Source organism: Phytohabitans sp. LZ39 (genome assembly GCF_059359075.1).
Window position 1 is genome coordinate 88,626 of record NZ_JCADBM010000026.1, and the last position, 16,183, is coordinate 104,808.

Here is a 16,183-nt window from a genome sequence, read left to right on the forward strand (position 1 = left end):
GTCAGTCCACAGTGAAGTAGTCCGGACCGGAGTAGTGTCCGGTCTTCAGCTTGGTGCGCTGCATCAGCAGGTCGTTGAGGAGCGTGGAGGCGCCGAAGCGGAACCAGTCCGGGTCGAGCCAGTCTTCGCCGGCGGTCTCGTTGACCACCACCAGGTACTTGATCGCGTCTTTCGTGGTGCGGATGCCGCCCGCCGGCTTGACGCCCACCTGGCGGCCCGACGCGGCCCGGAAGTCGCGGACGGCCTCGAGCATGACCAGCGTCACCGGCAGCGTCGCGGCGACCGGCACCTTGCCCGTCGAGGTCTTGATGAAGTCGCCGCCGGCCAGCATGGCCAGCCAGGAGGCGCGGCGCACGTTGTCGTACGTGGCCAGCTCGCCGGTCTCCAGGATGACCTTGAGGTGGGCGCTGCCGCAGGCGTCCTTCACGGCGACGATCTCGTCGTACACCTCCTGGTAGCGCCCGGACAGGAAAGCCCCCCTGTTGATCACCATGTCGATCTCGTCGGCCCCGGCCGCGACGGCGGCCTTGGTGTCGGCGAGCTTGACGTCGAGCGGCGCCTGCCCGGACGGAAACGCCGTGGCGACACTCGCGAGATGCACGCCGGAGCCGCGCAGGGCGTCGAAAGCGACCGGCACCATCGCCGGGTAGACGCACACCGCGGCGACGGCCGGGCACGACGGGTCGGCCGGATCGGGGCGCCGGGCCTTGGCGGAGAGCGCCCGCACCTTGCCGGGCGTGTCCGCGCCCTCCAGGGTGGTCAGGTCGACCATCCGGATCGCGAGGTCGATGGCCCACGCCTTGGCGGTCGTCTTGATCGAACGCGTCCCGAGCATGGCGGCCCGCTGCTCGGCGCCGACCTGATCCACCCCGGGCAGTCCGTGCAGGAATGCGCGCAATGTCGCATCCGAACGCCCTATGTCGGCCAGCGCCGCCGACGTCGCTGTCGCCGTCATACCGCGAGTCTAGACACGAGAACGGTAGGTTGACCGCCGTGGACGTACTCGTCGTTGACCACCCCCTGGCCCAGTCGCGCCTGACCGCGATGCGCGATGCCCGCACCGACTCGGCGGCGTTCCGCGCCGCGCTCCACGAGCTCACCACCATGCTCGTGTACGAGGCCGCCCGCACCCTGGCCGTCGAGCACTACTCGATCCAGACGCCGGTCGCGCCGACCGAGGGCACCCGCCTGGCCAACCCGCCGCTGCTCGTGCCGGTGCTCAGGGCCGGCCTGGGCATGGCCGACGCGGCGCTGGCGCTGCTGCCCGAGTCGTCGATGGGCTTCGTGGGCCTGGCCCGCGACGAGCACACCTTCGAGCCGCGCGCGTACATGGAGTCGCTCCCCGTCGACCTCGCCGGCCGCCCGGTCTTCGTGCTCGACCCGATGCTCGCCACCGGCGGCTCGCTGGAGCACTGCTGCCGCCTGCTGGCCGACCGCGGATGCACCGACATCATCGTGCTGTGCGTGCTCGCCGCGCCCGCCGGCATCGAGCGCCTCGAGCGCTCCGGCCTGCCGTTGCGCCTGGTCACAGCCTCGATCGACGAAGGCCTCAACGACAAGGCGTTCATCGTCCCCGGCCTGGGTGACGCGGGCGACCGCCAGTTCGGCGGCATGCCCCGCTTCTGAGGAGCGGCAGCCCCCGCTTCTGAGACCAGGCTGGGAGGGTGAGTGCGTGAATAGCGTGAACGGGATACCGTTCGGGGCCATGAGCTCCGTTGCGTTGGCCGAGGAACTGCTGCTGCTCGCGTATGACAACGAGTCCGGCAAGGCCATCGGCTCCCGGATCGGTCTCGACCTGGGCATGGCCGCGGCCGTGCTGGTGGAGCTGGCACTCGCCGGTCGGATCGCGTACTCAGACGGCACGATCATCGTCACCAACGACAAGCCGATCGGTGAGCCGATCGCCGACGACGTCCTCGCCCGGATCGCGTCCGACACCCCGCATACGCCCGCCTCCTGGGTGCAGCGGCTGCGTCACGGGCTGCGTGGCCGGGTGCTGGCCGACCTGTGCGCCCGCGGCGTGATCTGCGACGTCGACGAGACGGCGATGGAGGGCTACGTCCACCTGCACCGCTACCCCACGATCGACGCCTCGGTGGAAAACGAGGTCCGAGACCGCCTCAGCAAGGCGCTCAACGGCGACGGGGTGCCCGCGGAGCGCACGGCGGCCCTGGCCACGCTCGTCGCGGCCGTGCGGATGGAGCCGACGCTGGGCCTGTCCGTCGAGGAGACCCTGGAGGCGCACAACCAGCTGGAGAAGATCGGCGGCGGCGCCGGCTTCACCGGCAACGTGAGCCTGGAGGAGTCCACGATCCGCCCGAGCGTCGCGCTGGTCATCGCGGCGCTGGCCAAGGCCATCCAGCAGGCGCTGGGCACTCCCCGCCCCGCGACCCCGGCTGGCGGCTGACCGGGTCACCAGATCCCGAGCGCGGCCGCCGTCTCCGTACGTAGGGCCCGCACCGACGCCGCGGCGCGTTCGCGGGCTCCGGCCACGTCCTCGTCCACGACCGGCTCGACCACTTCCAGGTACGCCTTGAGCTTCGGCTCCGTGCCGGACGGGCGGACCACCACGCGGGCGTTCTCGGTGCGCAGGATCACCACGTCGGCGTCGGGCTGGAGATCCTCCACCGAGGTGATCGCGTCATCGAGGAGCGCGTCCGGCGTCTTCTGCCGCAGGTGGGCCATGATGTCCTGGATCTCGTGCGGCGCGTCGACGCGCACCGAGAGCTGGTCGGTCACGTACACGCCAAACTCCGAGGCCAGCTCGTCGAGGCGGTCGGCGAGCGTGCCCAGCCCGGCCTTCAGCCCCGCCGCGAGCTCGGCCACGGTGAGGGCGGCGGTGATGCCGTCCTTGTCGCGGACGTGGTCAGGCGCCACGCAGTAGCCGAGCGCCTCCTCGTATCCGAAGACCAGGCCCTCGCCGGCCCGCACGATCCACTTGAACCCGGTGAGCGTCTCCGCGTACGGCACGCCGCGCGCCGCGCACATCGCCTTGAGCAGGGAAGACGACACGATCGTGGTGGCGTACAACCCGCGCTTGCCCTGCCGCATGAGGTGGTCGGCGATCAGCACGCCGACCTCGTCGCCGCGGAGCATCCGCCAGCCGCGCACAGGGTCCGGGATGGCCACCGCGCACCGGTCGGCGTCCGGGTCGTTGGCGATCGCGATGTCCGCGCCGTTGGCCGTGGCCAGCGCGACGACCCGGTCGATCGCGCCCGGCTCCTCCGGGTTGGGGAACGCCACGGTGGGGAACGCCGGATCCGGCTCGGCCTGCTCGGCCACGACGGCCGGCCGGGCGAAGCCGGCGCGGGCGAACGCCGCCGCCAGCACCGCCGCGCCGACCCCGTGCAGCGGCGTGTACGCCACCGCGAGGTCGCGCGGGGTGTCCGGGTCGACCACCGCCACCGCGCCATCCACATAGGACGTGATCAGGTCTTCGCCGAGCACCTCGCCCGGCGCGCCGAGCGGCACGTCCGCGACCCGGCCGACCGCCTGGATCGCCGCCTCGATCTCCCGGTCGACGGGCGGCACGATCTGCGCGCCGTCGCCGAGGTAGACCTTGTAGCCGTTGTCCTGGGGCGGGTTGTGGCTGGCCGTCACCATCACGCCGGCGGCCGCGCCGAGCGTGCGGATCGCGTAGGCCAGGACGGGCGTCGGCAGCGGGCGGGGCAGCACCAGCGCCTCCCGGCCGGCCCCGGTGGCCACCCGGGCGGTCTGCTCGGCGAACGCCTTCGAGCCGTACCGCGCGTCGTACCCGATGACGAGCGGACCTTGCGCCCCGCGGGCGGCGAGCCAGCCGACGAGCCCGGCCGCCGCCCTTGTGACGACGGCGAGGTTCATGCCGTTGGGGCCGGCGCGCAGCGGGCCGCGCAGCCCGGCGGTGCCGAACTCCAGCGTGCCGGCGAAGCGGTCGGCCAGGTCGGCGGCGCTGGCCGGCAGCTGGTCGAGCACGGCGCGTAACTCGTCCCGGCTCGCCGGGTCGGGGTCGTCATCGAGCCATGCGAGTGCGCGCCCTACGTGGGTGCCCTCATGCTGCGGCTGGGAGCCGCGGTCGCCCACGACGTCGCGTGCCCCGAATTCCGCCGAGGTTTCCTCCATGCCGCTTTGATAGCACGTGTCCGGTAAGACCGCGCGACCGGCTCACGCGGTGAGCTGGAAGGTCCGCACCATCTCGTCGAAGATCTGCTTGCTGTCGGCGAACTTGCTCTCGGGCGCCGTCAGGTAGAACGAGTAGGCCTTGCCGCCCTCGACGACCGCGCGCCAGACCCCGTGCCGCATGTCGCCGCCGGAGCCGCAGGTGTACTCCAGCTCGGCGGCCGGCTTGCCGGCGACCTCGACCTCGGTGAGGCCCAGCTCGGCGTAGGGCCGCGCGCAGTTTTTCGACACGTTGTCGCGGAGCCGGTTACCGGCGCTCTGTAGGAACCGCACCGGCTCGGCCTTGGAGTTTTCCACCAGGATGCGCACCCGGCGTCCCTTGTCGGCCGGGTCGGTGTAGTCGAAGAAGACGCCGCTGCCGCCGGTCTTCTTCCACCCCTTGGGCACGTTGAGGCTTACGCCGCGCTCGGCGTGCTGCTGGGTCTCGAACGACGGCGCCACCGGCTCCGACGAGACGTTGCCCGCCTGGGCCGGCGTGTTGTCGCCGTCACCGCCACCGCCGCTGAGCAGCACGATGCTGCCGAGCAGCACCACGGCCGCGACGCCGGCCGCGGCGGCGATCTGCACGTTGCGCGGCCAGCCCTTGACGGTCGTGACCAGCTGCGCGCCGGTGCGGCGGGCGGTCTCGACAAGCGCCGCGCCCCGGCCGGCCGGCTTGGCACCGGGCGGGCCCCAGCCGGGCCGCTCCCAGGCGGGCTGGGCGCCGGTGGGCGCGTCGTACCGCGCGGCGGACTGGACCTGTGCGTGCGGCGGGATCGGCGCGGTCGGTGCGGCGCTCGTGGACTCGTCGTAGCGGGGCGCGACGCCGGTGGGCTCGTCGTAGCGAGGCGCGCCGACCGGCGCGGGCGACTGCGGCGCGGCTCCACCCTTTTGCAGCTCGCGGAGCCGGTCGGTGAGCGACTCGCCGGGCTGGAGCATCGCCCGCCCGCCGATCTGCCCGCTCGGCTGCGGCGCGGGCGCCGGCGCCGGTGGCTGCCAGCCGGAGCGCTGGGCGGGCACCACCGCGTACGGGTCGGTCATCATGTGCGCCGGCGCCTTGCTGGCCAGCGGGCCGGCGAGCAGCTCGCGGAGCATGTTGCGGGAGAGCATCACGTCGTAGCGCCGGGACGGGTCCTTCTCCAGCAGGCCGAAGAGCACCTGGGTGAGCGCGCCGGCCCGGCTCGGCGGGGCGGGCGGGTCTTCGACCACGGCGTGCATGGTCTCGATCGGGTCACCCTTGTCGAACGGGGGCCGGCCCTCCACCGCCGTGTAAAGCGTCACACCGAGCGAGAAGAGGTCACTGGGCGGCCCGAAGTCTTGCCCCATCGCCCGCTCGGGCGAGATGAAGTGTGGCGAGCCGAGCACCATGCCCGGCGTGGTGAGCTGCACGTCGGTGGGCATCCGGGCGACGCCGAAGTCGGTGAGCACGCAGCGGCCGTCGGTGCAGATCAGCACGTTGGCCGGCTTGACGTCGCGGTGCAGCACGCCGATCGCGTGCGCGACCTCCAGCGCGCCGAGCAGCGCGATGCCGATCTTGGCGACCGCGCGCGGCGCGACCGGCCCGTCCTCGATGATCATGTCGGCGAGGCTGCGCGCGTCGAGCAGCTCCATCACGATCCACGGCCGCCCGGACTCGTGGACCACGTCGTAGACCTGCACGACGGCCGGGTGCTGGAGCGCGGCGGCGGCGCGGGCCTCGCGCAGCGTCCGCTCGTACATCGCGTCGCGGTCGCTGGGCGCCATCCCCGGGGGAAGGATGACCTCCTTGACCGCCACGTCTCGCCGAAGCAGGGTGTCGGCGGCGCGCCAGACGGTGCCCATGCCGCCGTGCCCCACGGCCGCACGCAGCGCGTATCGACCGCCGATGGTGGTGCCTGGTGCCGCGCGTCCGTTGGTGGGGCTGACTTGTCCGCCACTCCACGTCGGAATCTGAGTCACTGGTTATGCCACCGAGGGGGATCGAGGGGCCGGGGAACCAACCCCCCTATCTTGCGGGGTAGCTCGCCCGGAGAAAAGTCGCGGGGCCCGGGTTCACTGGTTGTGGTTGGTTGACGGCCTAGCGTACAACTTGTGTGGTATCCCTCACGCGACGTCGAGCCGTGTCGCCTTAGGATCCGTTAATGAGCGAGTCGGGCTTTCCCATCAAACCCGTATACGACGAGAGCGACCTTCCGGATCAGCTCGCGTCGCGCCTGGGTGTGCCGGGTGAGTACCCGTACACCCGCGGCGTCTACGGGACGATGTACACCTCCCGGCCGTGGACCATGCGACAGTACGCCGGATTCGGCACGGCCGCCGAATCCAACGCGCGCTACCACCAACTGCTCGCCGCCGGCACGACCGGCCTCTCCGTCGCGTTCGACCTGCCCACGCAGATGGGCTACGACTCGGACGACCCGATGGTGCACGGCGAGGTCGGCAAGGTCGGCGTGGCCATCGACTCGCTCGACGACATGCGGCTGCTCTTCGACGGGATCCCGCTCGACAAGGTCTCCACGTCGATGACGATCAACGCGCCCGCCTCGCTGCTGCTCCTGCTCTACCAGCTGGTGGCCGAGGAGCAGGGCGTGCCCGGCCCCGCGCTCAACGGCACGATCCAAAACGACATCCTGAAGGAGTACATCGCCCGCGGGACGTACATCTTCCCGCCGAAGCCCTCGCTGCGTCTTGTCGCCGACACGTTCGCGTACTGCCGCGCGGAGGTGCCGCGGTGGAACACGATCTCGATCTCCGGCTACCACATGGCCGAGGCGGGCGCGACGCCCGTGCAGGAGATCGCCTTCACGCTCGCCAACGGCGTCGAGTACGTGCGCACCGCCCTCGCCGCCGGCCTCGACGTCGACCACTTCGCGCCGCGCCTGTCGTTCTTCTTCGTGGCCCGCACCACACTGCTGGAGGAAGTGGCGAAGTTTCGCGCCGCCCGGCGGATCTGGGCGCGGCTCATGCGCGACGACTTCGGCGCGCGCGACCCGAAGTCGTGGATGCTCCGCTTCCACACCCAGACCGCGGGCGTGCAGCTGACCGCGCAGCAGCCCGAGGTCAACCTGGTACGGGTCGCGGTGCAGGGCCTCGCCGCGGTGCTCGGTGGCACGCAGTCGTTGCACACCAACAGTTTCGACGAAGCGATCGCGCTTCCGACCGAAAAGGCGGCCCGCCTCGCGCTGCGCACGCAACAGGTGCTGGCGTACGAGACCGACCTGACGTCCACAGTGGATCCGTTCGCGGGGTCCTATGTGGTCGAAGCGATGACCGCCGAAATCGAGACGGCGGTGGTGGAGCTGATGGACCGCGTGTTCGCGCACGGCTCCTCGGTCGACGCGATCGAGACCGGCTTCCAAAAGCGGGAGATCGAGACCTCGGCGTACAAGGTGGCGCGGGAAATCGACGCGGGCGAGCGGATCGTCGTTGGCGTCAACAGGTTCGCGCTCGACGAAGAGGAGCCGTACGAGCCGCTGCGGGTCGACCCGACGATCGAAAAGGCGCAGGCGGCACGGCTGGCCGAGCTGCGCCGTTCGCGCGACACCGGCACGGTCGAGCGGGCGCTGGAGGACCTGCGAGCCGCGGCGAAGGGCACCGAAAACGTGCTTTATCCGATGCGTGAGGCGTTGCGCGCGCGTGCCACCGTGGGAGAAGTCAGCGGAGCACTTCGTGAGGTCTGGGGCGTCTACCGCCCGTCGGATCGATTTTGATCTTTTCGGCGGGATTGCCGAACGATCCGTGAATGTGAGCCGTACTCACGGGGTATCCGTGATTGACGGACGGGATGTGCGGGCGGTGGGGCGCCGGCGTGCCACTGTTGGCCATCCGCCGATCGCGTTCGTCCGCGTGGGTGGCGCGCCCGCCCAGGCGGGCAAATTTGAGTGGATTTACTGGTTTGCGAACTGGCCGACGTGACCGACGAGACCGTCACGCGTTGTAGGAGGTGTGGGACACTTGGGGTCGTTAGAAGGCGACACAAACCGTGTTCCGCAGCTTGCCGAACGCTCCTACCTGGGCTTACGTAACGCTCCGCGAGCCCACCGCTACCAGAACGATGTTGCGCAGCGTCACCGTTCTGGGTCTAGGCTGTCCGAGTCCTATCCCATCCACAGTGATCGAGAATTCGACGTGACGAGTGCGTTGACGCTGTCCTCGAGTGGCAGCCCGCTGGCATCGTCGTGGCCCGAGACACCACCCGGGGCCGACCCGCTGCCAGGCCAGCTAGACCGATGGCTCGCCTCCCGGGGCGCCGAGCTGGTAGCCGTACGACGTCACATTCACGCCCATCCGGAGCTTTCCAACCAGGAGTTCGAGACCGCCGCGCTGGTCGCCCGCGAGCTCGCTGTGGCGGGGCTCTCACCGCGCTTCCTGCCCAAGGGCAACGGCGTGATCTGCGACATCGGCGAGGGTGACCGGGCGATCGCGCTCCGCGCTGACCTCGACGCGCTTCCGCTGATGGACACAAAGGACGTTCCGTACCGGTCCACTGTGGATAACGTGGCGCACGCGTGTGGTCACGATGTGCACACGACGATCCTGCTGGGCGTCGGCCTCGCGCTGGCCCAGCTCGCCGAGCGCGGCGAGCTGCCCGGCCGCGTGCGGCTGCTCTTCCAGCCGGCCGAGGAGCAGATCCCGTCCGGCGCGCCCGACGTGATCGCCGCTGGCGGCCTCAAAGACGTGGCGGGCATCTACGCCCTGCACTGCGCGCCCCAGCTGCCCACCGGGCTCGTGGGGGTGCGTTCCGGCCCGTTCACCGCGGCGGCCGACACGGTCGAGGTCCGGCTGAGCGGCCGCGGCGGCCACACCGCCCGCCCGCACCTGACCGCCGACCTCGTGCACGCACTCGGCCGCGTGATCGTCGACGTGCCGTCGCTGCTCGACCGCCGGGTCGACCCGCGCGCCGGCGTCTCCATGGTCTGGGGCCGCGTGCACGCCGGCGAGGCATACAACGCGATCCCGTCCGAGGGCAGCCTCAAGGGCACCGTGCGGGTGCTCAACCGCGAGGCCTGGCGCGAGGCGCCCGAGCTGATCAAAAAGCTCGTCCAGGACGTGATCGCCGGCACCGGCGCGAACGCCGAGGTCATCTACACCCGCGGCGTCCCGCCGGTGATCAACGACCGCATGGCCTCCGCGATCATCGCGGGCGCGGCCGGCGCGGCGCTCGGTCCCGACCGGGTGGTCGAGGCCGAGATCAGCATGGGCGGCGAAGATTTCGCCTTCTATGTGGAGCAGGTCCCGGGCGCGATGATCCGGCTCGGCACCGGCATCCCGGGCGCCGACGCCCCGCTCGACATCCACCAGTCGGGCTTCGACGTCGACGAGCGCTGCATCGGCTACGGCGTGCGGGTGATGGTGCACACGGCCCTGGCCGCCCTGTCGACCCCGATGCTCTGACCCAAATCACACCCTAGGCCGCGCCCGCTCTCCGCGGGCGCGGCCTGTCTGTGCGAGCGGGCTGTCTGTGCGCGGGGCCGAAGATCAATTGGGCTACCGCGATGTCCGCTGTGGTCGATGCCGTTGCTCCCGCGGCCTCACCCATTCGCTGTTGGTCCCGGTTAGCCCCTTCACGCAAACCGGAATCGCGGTCCCATCACGTCTGGCCAAGGAGATCCGTCGCTGTGATCTCAAAGCGTTGGTGCGATAAGGAGATTCGGGCTACCACGGCGTCCGTCGTGGTCCGGACCGCTGCTCCCGCCGCCGCACCGTCCGCCGCTGGTCACGAACGGCCAGATCTTGGTACGCATGCGCCCCCGGAGGGGCCAATCCGTACCAAGATCTGGCGGGCCCGGTGGTAACCGCTGCCGATCATGGTCTTGCCCGGGGCTTGCATCGCGGGTCCGGCAGTGGAAGGCCGGGGGATTCGGCTCGGGCTACGAGCCGCCGACCGGGAGCGGTGCCCGCTGGAGCAAACGGCCTACAGGTGACGCGGATGTGGGCAAATATGTCTCCATCCATCTCACGAAGGGCGAGGCACCCCGACGCCGAAGGTCTTTAGAGATCTTTCGGAGTCGGGGGACCTGGCTATGGATTTCTGTTAGGACGAAGATTTGGGCTACCGCGATGTTCGTCGTGGTCCGGACCGCTGCTCTTAACGGCGAGGGCGGACAGCGGAACTTCGTCGCGGACAGTAACGGCCACGGGGGTATGCGAACAGCGCGCAGTTGAGATCCAGGAGAGTTTGGGCGTTATTTCAGCCCTAAGTCCGCTAGATCTCGAAGTCCCGGCCCTCGGGCTGGCTACGGTGCGTCAGCGCGGCGGAGGGTAGGGGTCTGCACCGCCCGCGAAGATCCTCCGGGCTTGTCCCGCGGACCCGGCAGTGGACGGCCGGGGATGTCGGCTCGCCCGCGAGCCGCCGGCCGGGAGCGGTGCCCGCGGGAGCATACGGTCCGCGGCTGACGCGGGCGTGGGAAAATTCTGCCCTGGAAGTAACGCCAGGCCGGGCGGGACCCTGACTCCGAAAGGTCTCTAGAACCGCCATCCCAACGTCTTTGACGTTGCGTCACCAACGGGGAGCAGTACTCACGTGGCCACGCTCAAGTGTTTGAAATGGCTTCACGGCCCGGGAGCCGGCGGCTTGGCCGGCTCCCTCGGTCGGCGGGCTAGGGAGATGGCGGCGTCGGTGCTGGTGTTTGTGGAGCGGGCATCGCGCGGAGCCGCTGGCGGTGGTGGCGCCGGGCGAGCCACACCGTCCCCAGCACGACCGGGACGATCACGATCAGCCAGGGGAGCAGCAGGCCCACGATCGTCAGCAGCAGGACCAGCGCTCCCACCAGGCCGGTCCAGCCGGCCTTGAGGCCGGTCATGAAGCCGATCTCGTCGTCGTCTTCCGTGACGACCTCGGCCTGTGGGGCCAGCAGCGTCACGGTGATCGTGGAGAGGGCGGTGAGGTCGTCCATCCGGCGCTTCTTGGCCTCCAGCGAGGCAAGGTCGGCCTCCCGCTTGGCCAGCTCGCCCTCCAGCATCACGAGGTCGCTGAGCGACTTGGCCTGTGCGAGCAGCCGCCGGCCGCTGTCCACCCGGGCTCGCTGGCTGCTGATCCGGGCGTCCAGATCGAGCGCCTCCTCGGTGACGTCTTCGGTGGTGATGTCGCGTTGCTGCTGGTCGCCGAGCTTGGCGAGCTGGTCGACCACCGCGCCGAACTTGGGGGCCGGCACCCGCAGCACGATCGTGGCCTCGGCGTACGAGTCGTTGCTCGACCGTTTGTCGCCGCCGACGAAGCCGCCCGAGCCGGTGGCGATCGACGTGGCCTGCGCGGCGGCGGCGCCCACGTCCTTCACCCGCACCGTGATCGAGCCGGTGTAGATGATCGCCCGGTCGTCCAGGCGGTACTTCACCGGAGCGCCCGCGTCGGCATCCGCGCCCGGCTTCTCCGCCGCATTCGGAGCCGCATCCGCCCCTTGGGCGGGTGCCGGAGCCGCCTCGTCGACGGACGAACTGGCCGAATCCGAGCCACCCTCACCGCCACAGCCTGCCGCGACGAAAGCCACCACGCCGGCCGCGAGCGCGACCCTCCACAACTTCTTCCTGTGCGACATCTATCTGCCCCCTGACGGATCCGTGTCTGCCACTGGTGTTTCCTGGGACGAGCCCCGACCGTCCGCCGGTTCCGGCAGACTGCCTTGCGGGTAGTCACGGTTGGAGGACGAGGAGGTCACGATGCGGTTGACGAAGTACGGTCACTCCTGCGTACGGATCGAGCGCGACGGTGCGGTCCTGGTCATCGACCCCGGCGAGTTCAGCGGGCGGGAGCCGCTCGACGGGGCGGACGCCGTGCTGGTCACGCACGAGCACCCCGACCACGTCGACGTGGAGGCGGTGGCCGAGGCGTGCGAGAAGAACCCGTCCCTCCGGGTCTACGCGCACGCGGGCACCGCGTCCACTCTGGACCGGCTGGGCGCCGCCGTGACCACTGTGGAGTCGGGCGACTCGTTTCAGGCGGCCGGCTTCGAGGTGAGCGCGTGGGGCGGGCTGCACGCGGTCAACCACCCGGAGATCCCGCGCGTATCCAACCTCGGCTACCTCGTCGAGGGTGAGATCTACCACCCGGGTGACTCGTTCGACCCGCCGTTCGGTGCCGAGGTCGGCACGCTGTTCGTGCCGGTGTCCGCGCCCTGGCTCAAGCTGGCCGAGGCGATCGAGTTCGCCCGCGCGGTGCGACCCCGCCGGGCGTACGCGCTGCACGACGGCGTCCTCAACGAGCGCGGCCTGAAGATCGTCAACACGCACCTGGGGCGCCTCTCCGGCACGGACTACGCTTGGCTGCCGCCCGGGACTACGATCAACTGATGCGCGGCGACGTCGGCGAGCGCCTGTACAGCGCACCTCCGGAGGGCTTCGTCGCCGCCCGGGACGAGGCGGTGGCGGCGGCCAAGGAGGCGGGCGACCTCGATGCCGCGCGCGAGATCGCCAAGCTGCGCAAGCCCACCGTCGCCGCCTGGATCGTCAACCTGCTCGCGATCCAGCGGCCCGACCTGATGGGTGAGCTCGTCGAGCTGTCCCGCGCGCTCCGCGCCGCCCAGCGCGACCTCAAGGGTCCGCAGCTGCGTGAGCTGTCGGCGCAGCGGCGGCAGGCGGTCACCAGCCTCGTCAACGAGGCCCGCAAGCTCGCCCTCAAAGCGGATCCGGCGCTGTCCCGGGCCAAGCTGCCGCTGGGCGAGGTGGAAAACACCCTCACGGCCGCGCTGTCCGATGAGGACGTCGCCACCCAAGTGCGCTCCGGCCGGCTGGTGCGCGCCGCCGCGTACGCGGGTTTCGGCGAGGTGCCGCGACCACAGCTGCGGCTGGTGACGGCGGGAGAGGAGGCGGTGGCGCCGGAGCGGCCGGCCCAGCGCGCCGAAGACCAGACCGGTCCACTTGAGAGGGAGCTGGCCGCCGCCCGCACCGCGCAGAAAAAGGCCGAGTCCGACCTGGAGCGGGCCGTCAAGGCCGAGCAGCGGGGCGTCGACGACCTGGCCGACATCGAGGCCGAACTGGCCGAAGTGGAGCGCCGTCGCGCCGCCGCCGAAGAGGAGCTGAGCCGCCGCAAGCTGGCCCGCAAGGCGGCCGAGCGGGCGGTGGCGACGGCCCGGCGGCACACCGGCGACGTGGAGGGCGCACTGGAGGCTCTCGACCCGGACCGCATCGGAAGGGCACAATCTGGCGAGTGACCCCCGAACAGGCCGCAGCCGCCGCGAAGGCGGGCGTCCTGGAGCTGGGTGGGGCATTCAGCGAAGACCCGCGTACGCTGCGGCGCGCCCGCATGATGGGCCTGTCCGGCTGGGCGTTCTACGTCGCCGGACGGGGCGGTGCGCTGGGCGACGTGCGCACCGACACCGTGGCCGCGGCGCTCGGCTTCATCGCGCCCGACGCGGTGGTCGACGGGTGGGAGGCCGCCCGCCGGGTCGTGCCGCCCATGGAGGTGGCCGCCAAGCGGCTGGCCGAGTGCTGCCGGTGGGGCATCGAGCACCTGGAGGGCTTCCCGCGCGTGGGGCGCATCGTAGAGCTGGTCCAGCGCATCGTGGTGTCCGCCGACCCCGCTGGGATGCCCCTGTTCGCGGCATGGCGCGCGATGCCCGTGCCCGAAGACGCACCCGGGGCGCGCGCGGCCGTCCTCCTCCACCTCCTGCGGGAGTTTCGGGGCGGCGGCCACCTGCTCGCGGTGCGGGCGAGCGGGCTCACTCCACTTGAGGCGATCATCGCCGGGCCGGATGGCGAGGCGGGCGCGGTGGCCTTCGGCTGGCAGCCGCCCTACCCGCCGATCGGCCCGCTCGTGCGCCGTCGCATGTGGGCGGAGGCGGTCACCGACCGGATCACCGCGGACGCGTTTTCGGTGCTGGAGTCGGCCGAGCGGGTCGAGCTGGTGGGCCTGCTCGACAGCGCGCTCCGCCTGTTTCGCGACGAGCCGCCCACGCCACCCAACGGCCAGGCCTAGTGCGGTGGCCACAAACGTTGGCCGGCTTCGCCGGCCCGGGTGAGCCGCGGCCGAAGGCGGCCGCTCACCCGGTGAAGGTTTGTGGCCACCGCACTAGGGGGACGCGGTGTTCGTGGGGCGGCTGCGCAGCTCGGCCACGTAGTCGTCGGGCGCGCCCGCCTTCTCCGCCGCGTTGGCGATCTCGGAGAGGTACCACGCCGTCGGCATGCCGCCCTCGTACCCGTCGAAGACGTAGACCCACGCGGTCATCTCACCGTCCAGGGTGACCACTCGGACGGTCAGCTTGCGGTATGTCCCCGCCACGACGCCCTCGACCTCGTCGAGCTGGGACGCGTCCCAGGGGTGCACGTCGTAGAGCGCGACGAAGACCCGATCACCCGGTGACTCGACAATCGTGGTGACGGCTCCTTCCCAACCCAGCACCCCCTCGCCGGCGAAGGTGAGGCGCCAGCCTTCCAGCCAGCCGGTGCCCACCATGGGCGAATGCGGACAGTAAGCACGCATCCGTGCGGGATCGAGGTTTGAGCCATACGCGGCGTAATGACGCACGGCGATGACGATAGCCCGGCGGACCGGTGGGGGAGAATACGACAGAGCGTGTCGGATCCTTCTGGGGGGAAAATGAGTCGCATCGTGATCATCGGGGGCGGACCGGCGGGGTACGAGGCCGCACTCGTCGCCGCCCAGCTCGACGCCGATGTCACCGTCGTCGAGGCCGATGGGGCGGGCGGGGCGTGCGTCCTGTCCGACTGCGTGCCATCGAAGACCTTTATTGCCAGCTCAGACGTGGTGACCGGCTACCGCGACACGGATGAGTTCGGCGTCCACTCGGATGGCCTGGAGGCGGTGACGGTCGACGCCGAGGCGGTGCACTCGCGGGTCAAGCGGCTCGCCCTGGCCCAGTCCGGCGACATCCACGCCAAGCTGATCAAGGCGGGCGTCACCTTCGTACACGGTCGGGCGCGTCTCGGTGACGACACGCTCGGTCACACCCACCAGGTGAGGATCACGCCGGACGGCCGTGACTCGGAGTATTCGGTCGACGCCTCCACCGTGCTCGTCGCGACCGGCGCCACCCCGCGCGTGCTGCCCGACGCGGTGCCCGACGGCGAGCGGATCCTGACCTGGCGCCAGGTGTACGACCTGCCCGAGCTGCCCGACCACCTCATCGTGATCGGCTCCGGCGTGACCGGCGCCGAGTTCGCCAGCGCCTACCTGGCCATGGGCGTCAAGGTCACGCTCGTCTCCAGCCGCGACCGGGTCATGCCCCACGAAGACGCCGACGCCGCCGCGGTGATCGAGGAGGTCTTCCGCTCACGCGGCATGAGCGTGCTCGGCAACTCCCGCGCCAACGCGGTCCGCCGCGACGGCGACGGCGTGCGCGTAGAGCTCGCCGACGGCCGGGTGGTCGCCGGCTCGCACGCCCTGATGGCCGTCGGCTCGGTGCCCAACACCGCCGAGCTGGGCCTCGCCGACTACGGCGTGACCGTGGCCAAGGGCGGCTACCTCACGGTCGACCGCGTCTCCCGCACCAACGTGCCCGGCATCTACGCGGCCGGCGACTGCACCGGCGTGCTGCCACTGGCCAGCGTCGCCGCGATGCAGGGACGCATCGCGATGTGGCACGCGCTCGGCGAGGCCGTCCAGCCGCTGCGGCTGCGCACCGTCTCCGCCAACGTCTTCACCGACCCCGAGCTCGCGTCGGTCGGCGTCTCCCAGGGCGAGGTCGACTCCGGCAAGGTGCCGGCCCGCTCGGTGATGCTGCCGCTGTCCGGCAACGCCCGCGCCAAGATGCAGGACCTTCGCGACGGCTTCGTCAAGCTCTTCTGCCGGCCGGCGACCGGCCAGGTGGTCGGCGGCGTGGTGGTCGCGCCCAAGGCCAGCGAGCTGATCCTGCCGATCACGCTGGCGGTGGAAAACCGCCTCACCGTCGACCAGCTGGCCCACACGATCACCATCTACCCGTCACTGTCCGGCTCGATCGCGGAAGCCGGGCGGCAGCTCATGCTCCACGAGATCGATTGATTTGCCCGGGTCCGCGTGGGTTGCGGCCGCCGCTCCCGCCGGAGACCGCGGCGGTCGGCGGCTCGCGGGGCGAGCCGAGATCCCCGACCTCCGCTGCCATGTCCGCGCGCCAAGCCCACCCCACCCACCCCCAAG

At 71.1% G+C, this 16,183-nt stretch carries 13 protein-coding genes; 8 read left to right on the forward strand and 5 right to left on the reverse strand.

Annotation, left to right across the window (positions count from 1 at the left end; translation table 11 throughout):
* Position 1 precedes the first annotated feature (1 nt).
* Complete coding sequence (deoC, locus tag AC5L36_RS37415; protein WP_441222168.1) at positions 2-955, reverse strand: deoxyribose-phosphate aldolase; 954 nt, start codon at positions 953-955, stop codon at positions 2-4.
* Between the two features lie 38 nt (positions 956-993).
* Here deoC and upp point away from each other — a divergent pair, with 38 nt between their 5' ends.
* The gene (gene upp, locus AC5L36_RS37420; RefSeq protein ID WP_441222170.1) at positions 994-1,626 is read left to right on the forward strand and encodes a uracil phosphoribosyltransferase; all 633 of its coding nucleotides are present in this window, start codon (positions 994-996) and stop codon (positions 1,624-1,626) included.
* Between the two features lie 79 nt (positions 1,627-1,705).
* On the forward strand, positions 1,706-2,407 hold the full coding sequence (locus AC5L36_RS37425) for a GOLPH3/VPS74 family protein (RefSeq protein ID WP_441222172.1): 702 nt from the start codon (positions 1,706-1,708) through the stop codon (positions 2,405-2,407).
* 5 nt (positions 2,408-2,412) lie between these two features.
* Here AC5L36_RS37425 and AC5L36_RS37430 read toward each other — a convergent pair whose 3' ends face one another.
* Both AC5L36_RS37430 and AC5L36_RS37435 read right to left on the reverse strand, forming a co-directional pair.
* Positions 2,413-4,098, reverse strand: coding sequence for a phospho-sugar mutase (locus AC5L36_RS37430; protein WP_441222174.1), 1,686 nt, complete (start codon positions 4,096-4,098; stop codon positions 2,413-2,415).
* Positions 4,099-4,140: 42 nt separating this feature from the next.
* Entirely contained in the window at positions 4,141-6,072 is a 1,932-nt protein-coding gene (locus AC5L36_RS37435) for a serine/threonine-protein kinase (protein ID WP_441222176.1), read from the reverse strand.
* 182 nt (positions 6,073-6,254) lie between these two features.
* Between AC5L36_RS37435 and AC5L36_RS37440 the strand changes: the two genes are divergently transcribed.
* Both AC5L36_RS37440 and AC5L36_RS37445 read left to right on the forward strand, forming a co-directional pair.
* Positions 6,255-7,823, forward strand: coding sequence for an acyl-CoA mutase large subunit family protein (locus AC5L36_RS37440; RefSeq protein ID WP_441222178.1), 1,569 nt, complete (start codon positions 6,255-6,257; stop codon positions 7,821-7,823).
* 418 nt (positions 7,824-8,241) lie between these two features.
* Positions 8,242-9,507 carry an amidohydrolase gene (locus tag AC5L36_RS37445; RefSeq protein WP_441222180.1) on the forward strand — a complete coding sequence of 422 codons (1,266 nt, stop codon included), beginning with the start codon at positions 8,242-8,244 and terminating at the stop codon, positions 9,505-9,507.
* Positions 9,508-10,712: 1,205 nt separating this feature from the next.
* On the opposite strand, the gene AC5L36_RS37450 is transcribed toward AC5L36_RS37445, so the two are convergent.
* The gene (locus AC5L36_RS37450) at positions 10,713-11,447 is read right to left on the reverse strand and encodes a DUF4349 domain-containing protein (protein WP_441222182.1); all 735 of its coding nucleotides are present in this window, start codon (positions 11,445-11,447) and stop codon (positions 10,713-10,715) included.
* Between the two features lie 322 nt (positions 11,448-11,769).
* Between AC5L36_RS37450 and AC5L36_RS37455 the strand changes: the two genes are divergently transcribed.
* The 3 genes from AC5L36_RS37455 to AC5L36_RS37465 are packed head-to-tail and all read left to right on the forward strand — an operon-like array spanning position 11,770 to position 14,023.
* Positions 11,770-12,399, forward strand: a complete 630-nt coding sequence (locus AC5L36_RS37455) for an MBL fold metallo-hydrolase (RefSeq protein ID WP_441222183.1) — start codon at positions 11,770-11,772, stop codon at positions 12,397-12,399.
* A complete protein-coding gene (locus AC5L36_RS37460; RefSeq protein ID WP_441222184.1) occupies positions 12,399-13,259 on the forward strand; it encodes a hypothetical protein in 861 nt (286 codons plus the stop codon). The genes AC5L36_RS37455 and AC5L36_RS37460 overlap by 1 nt, the downstream gene beginning before the upstream one ends.
* Positions 13,256-14,023 (forward strand): SCO6745 family protein, encoded by a 768-nt coding sequence (locus AC5L36_RS37465; RefSeq protein WP_441222185.1) that lies wholly within the window; start codon positions 13,256-13,258, stop codon positions 14,021-14,023. The genes AC5L36_RS37460 and AC5L36_RS37465 overlap by 4 nt, the downstream gene beginning before the upstream one ends.
* 93 nt (positions 14,024-14,116) lie before the next feature.
* Here the strand turns inward: AC5L36_RS37465 and AC5L36_RS37470 are convergent, their stop codons facing one another.
* On the reverse strand, positions 14,117-14,572 hold the full coding sequence (locus AC5L36_RS37470) for a gamma-glutamylcyclotransferase (RefSeq protein ID WP_441222186.1): 456 nt from the start codon (positions 14,570-14,572) through the stop codon (positions 14,117-14,119).
* A gap of 72 nt (positions 14,573-14,644) precedes the next feature.
* On the opposite strand from AC5L36_RS37470, the gene AC5L36_RS37475 reads away from it, so the two are divergent.
* Complete coding sequence (locus AC5L36_RS37475) at positions 14,645-16,048, forward strand: NAD(P)H-quinone dehydrogenase (protein ID WP_441222187.1); 1,404 nt, start codon at positions 14,645-14,647, stop codon at positions 16,046-16,048.
* The last annotated feature ends 135 nt before the right edge of the window (positions 16,049-16,183 follow it).

Bases quoted from the DNA above. Each gene is read 5' to 3' on its own strand.
- deoC (WP_441222168.1), bottom strand. From the start codon at position 955: ATGACGGCGACAGCGACGTCGGCGGCGCTGGCCGACATAGGGCGTTCG.
- AC5L36_RS37425 (WP_441222172.1), top strand. From the start codon at position 1,706: ATGAGCTCCGTTGCGTTGGCCGAGGAACTGCTGCTGCTCGCGTATGAC.
- AC5L36_RS37430 (WP_441222174.1), bottom strand. From the start codon at position 4,098: ATGGAGGAAACCTCGGCGGAATTCGGGGCACGCGACGTCGTGGGCGAC.
- AC5L36_RS37440 (WP_441222178.1), top strand. From the start codon at position 6,255: ATGAGCGAGTCGGGCTTTCCCATCAAACCCGTATACGACGAGAGCGAC.
- AC5L36_RS37455 (WP_441222183.1), top strand. From the start codon at position 11,770: ATGCGGTTGACGAAGTACGGTCACTCCTGCGTACGGATCGAGCGCGAC.
- AC5L36_RS37460 (WP_441222184.1), top strand. From the start codon at position 12,399: ATGCGCGGCGACGTCGGCGAGCGCCTGTACAGCGCACCTCCGGAGGGC.
- AC5L36_RS37475 (WP_441222187.1), top strand. From the start codon at position 14,645: ATGAGTCGCATCGTGATCATCGGGGGCGGACCGGCGGGGTACGAGGCC.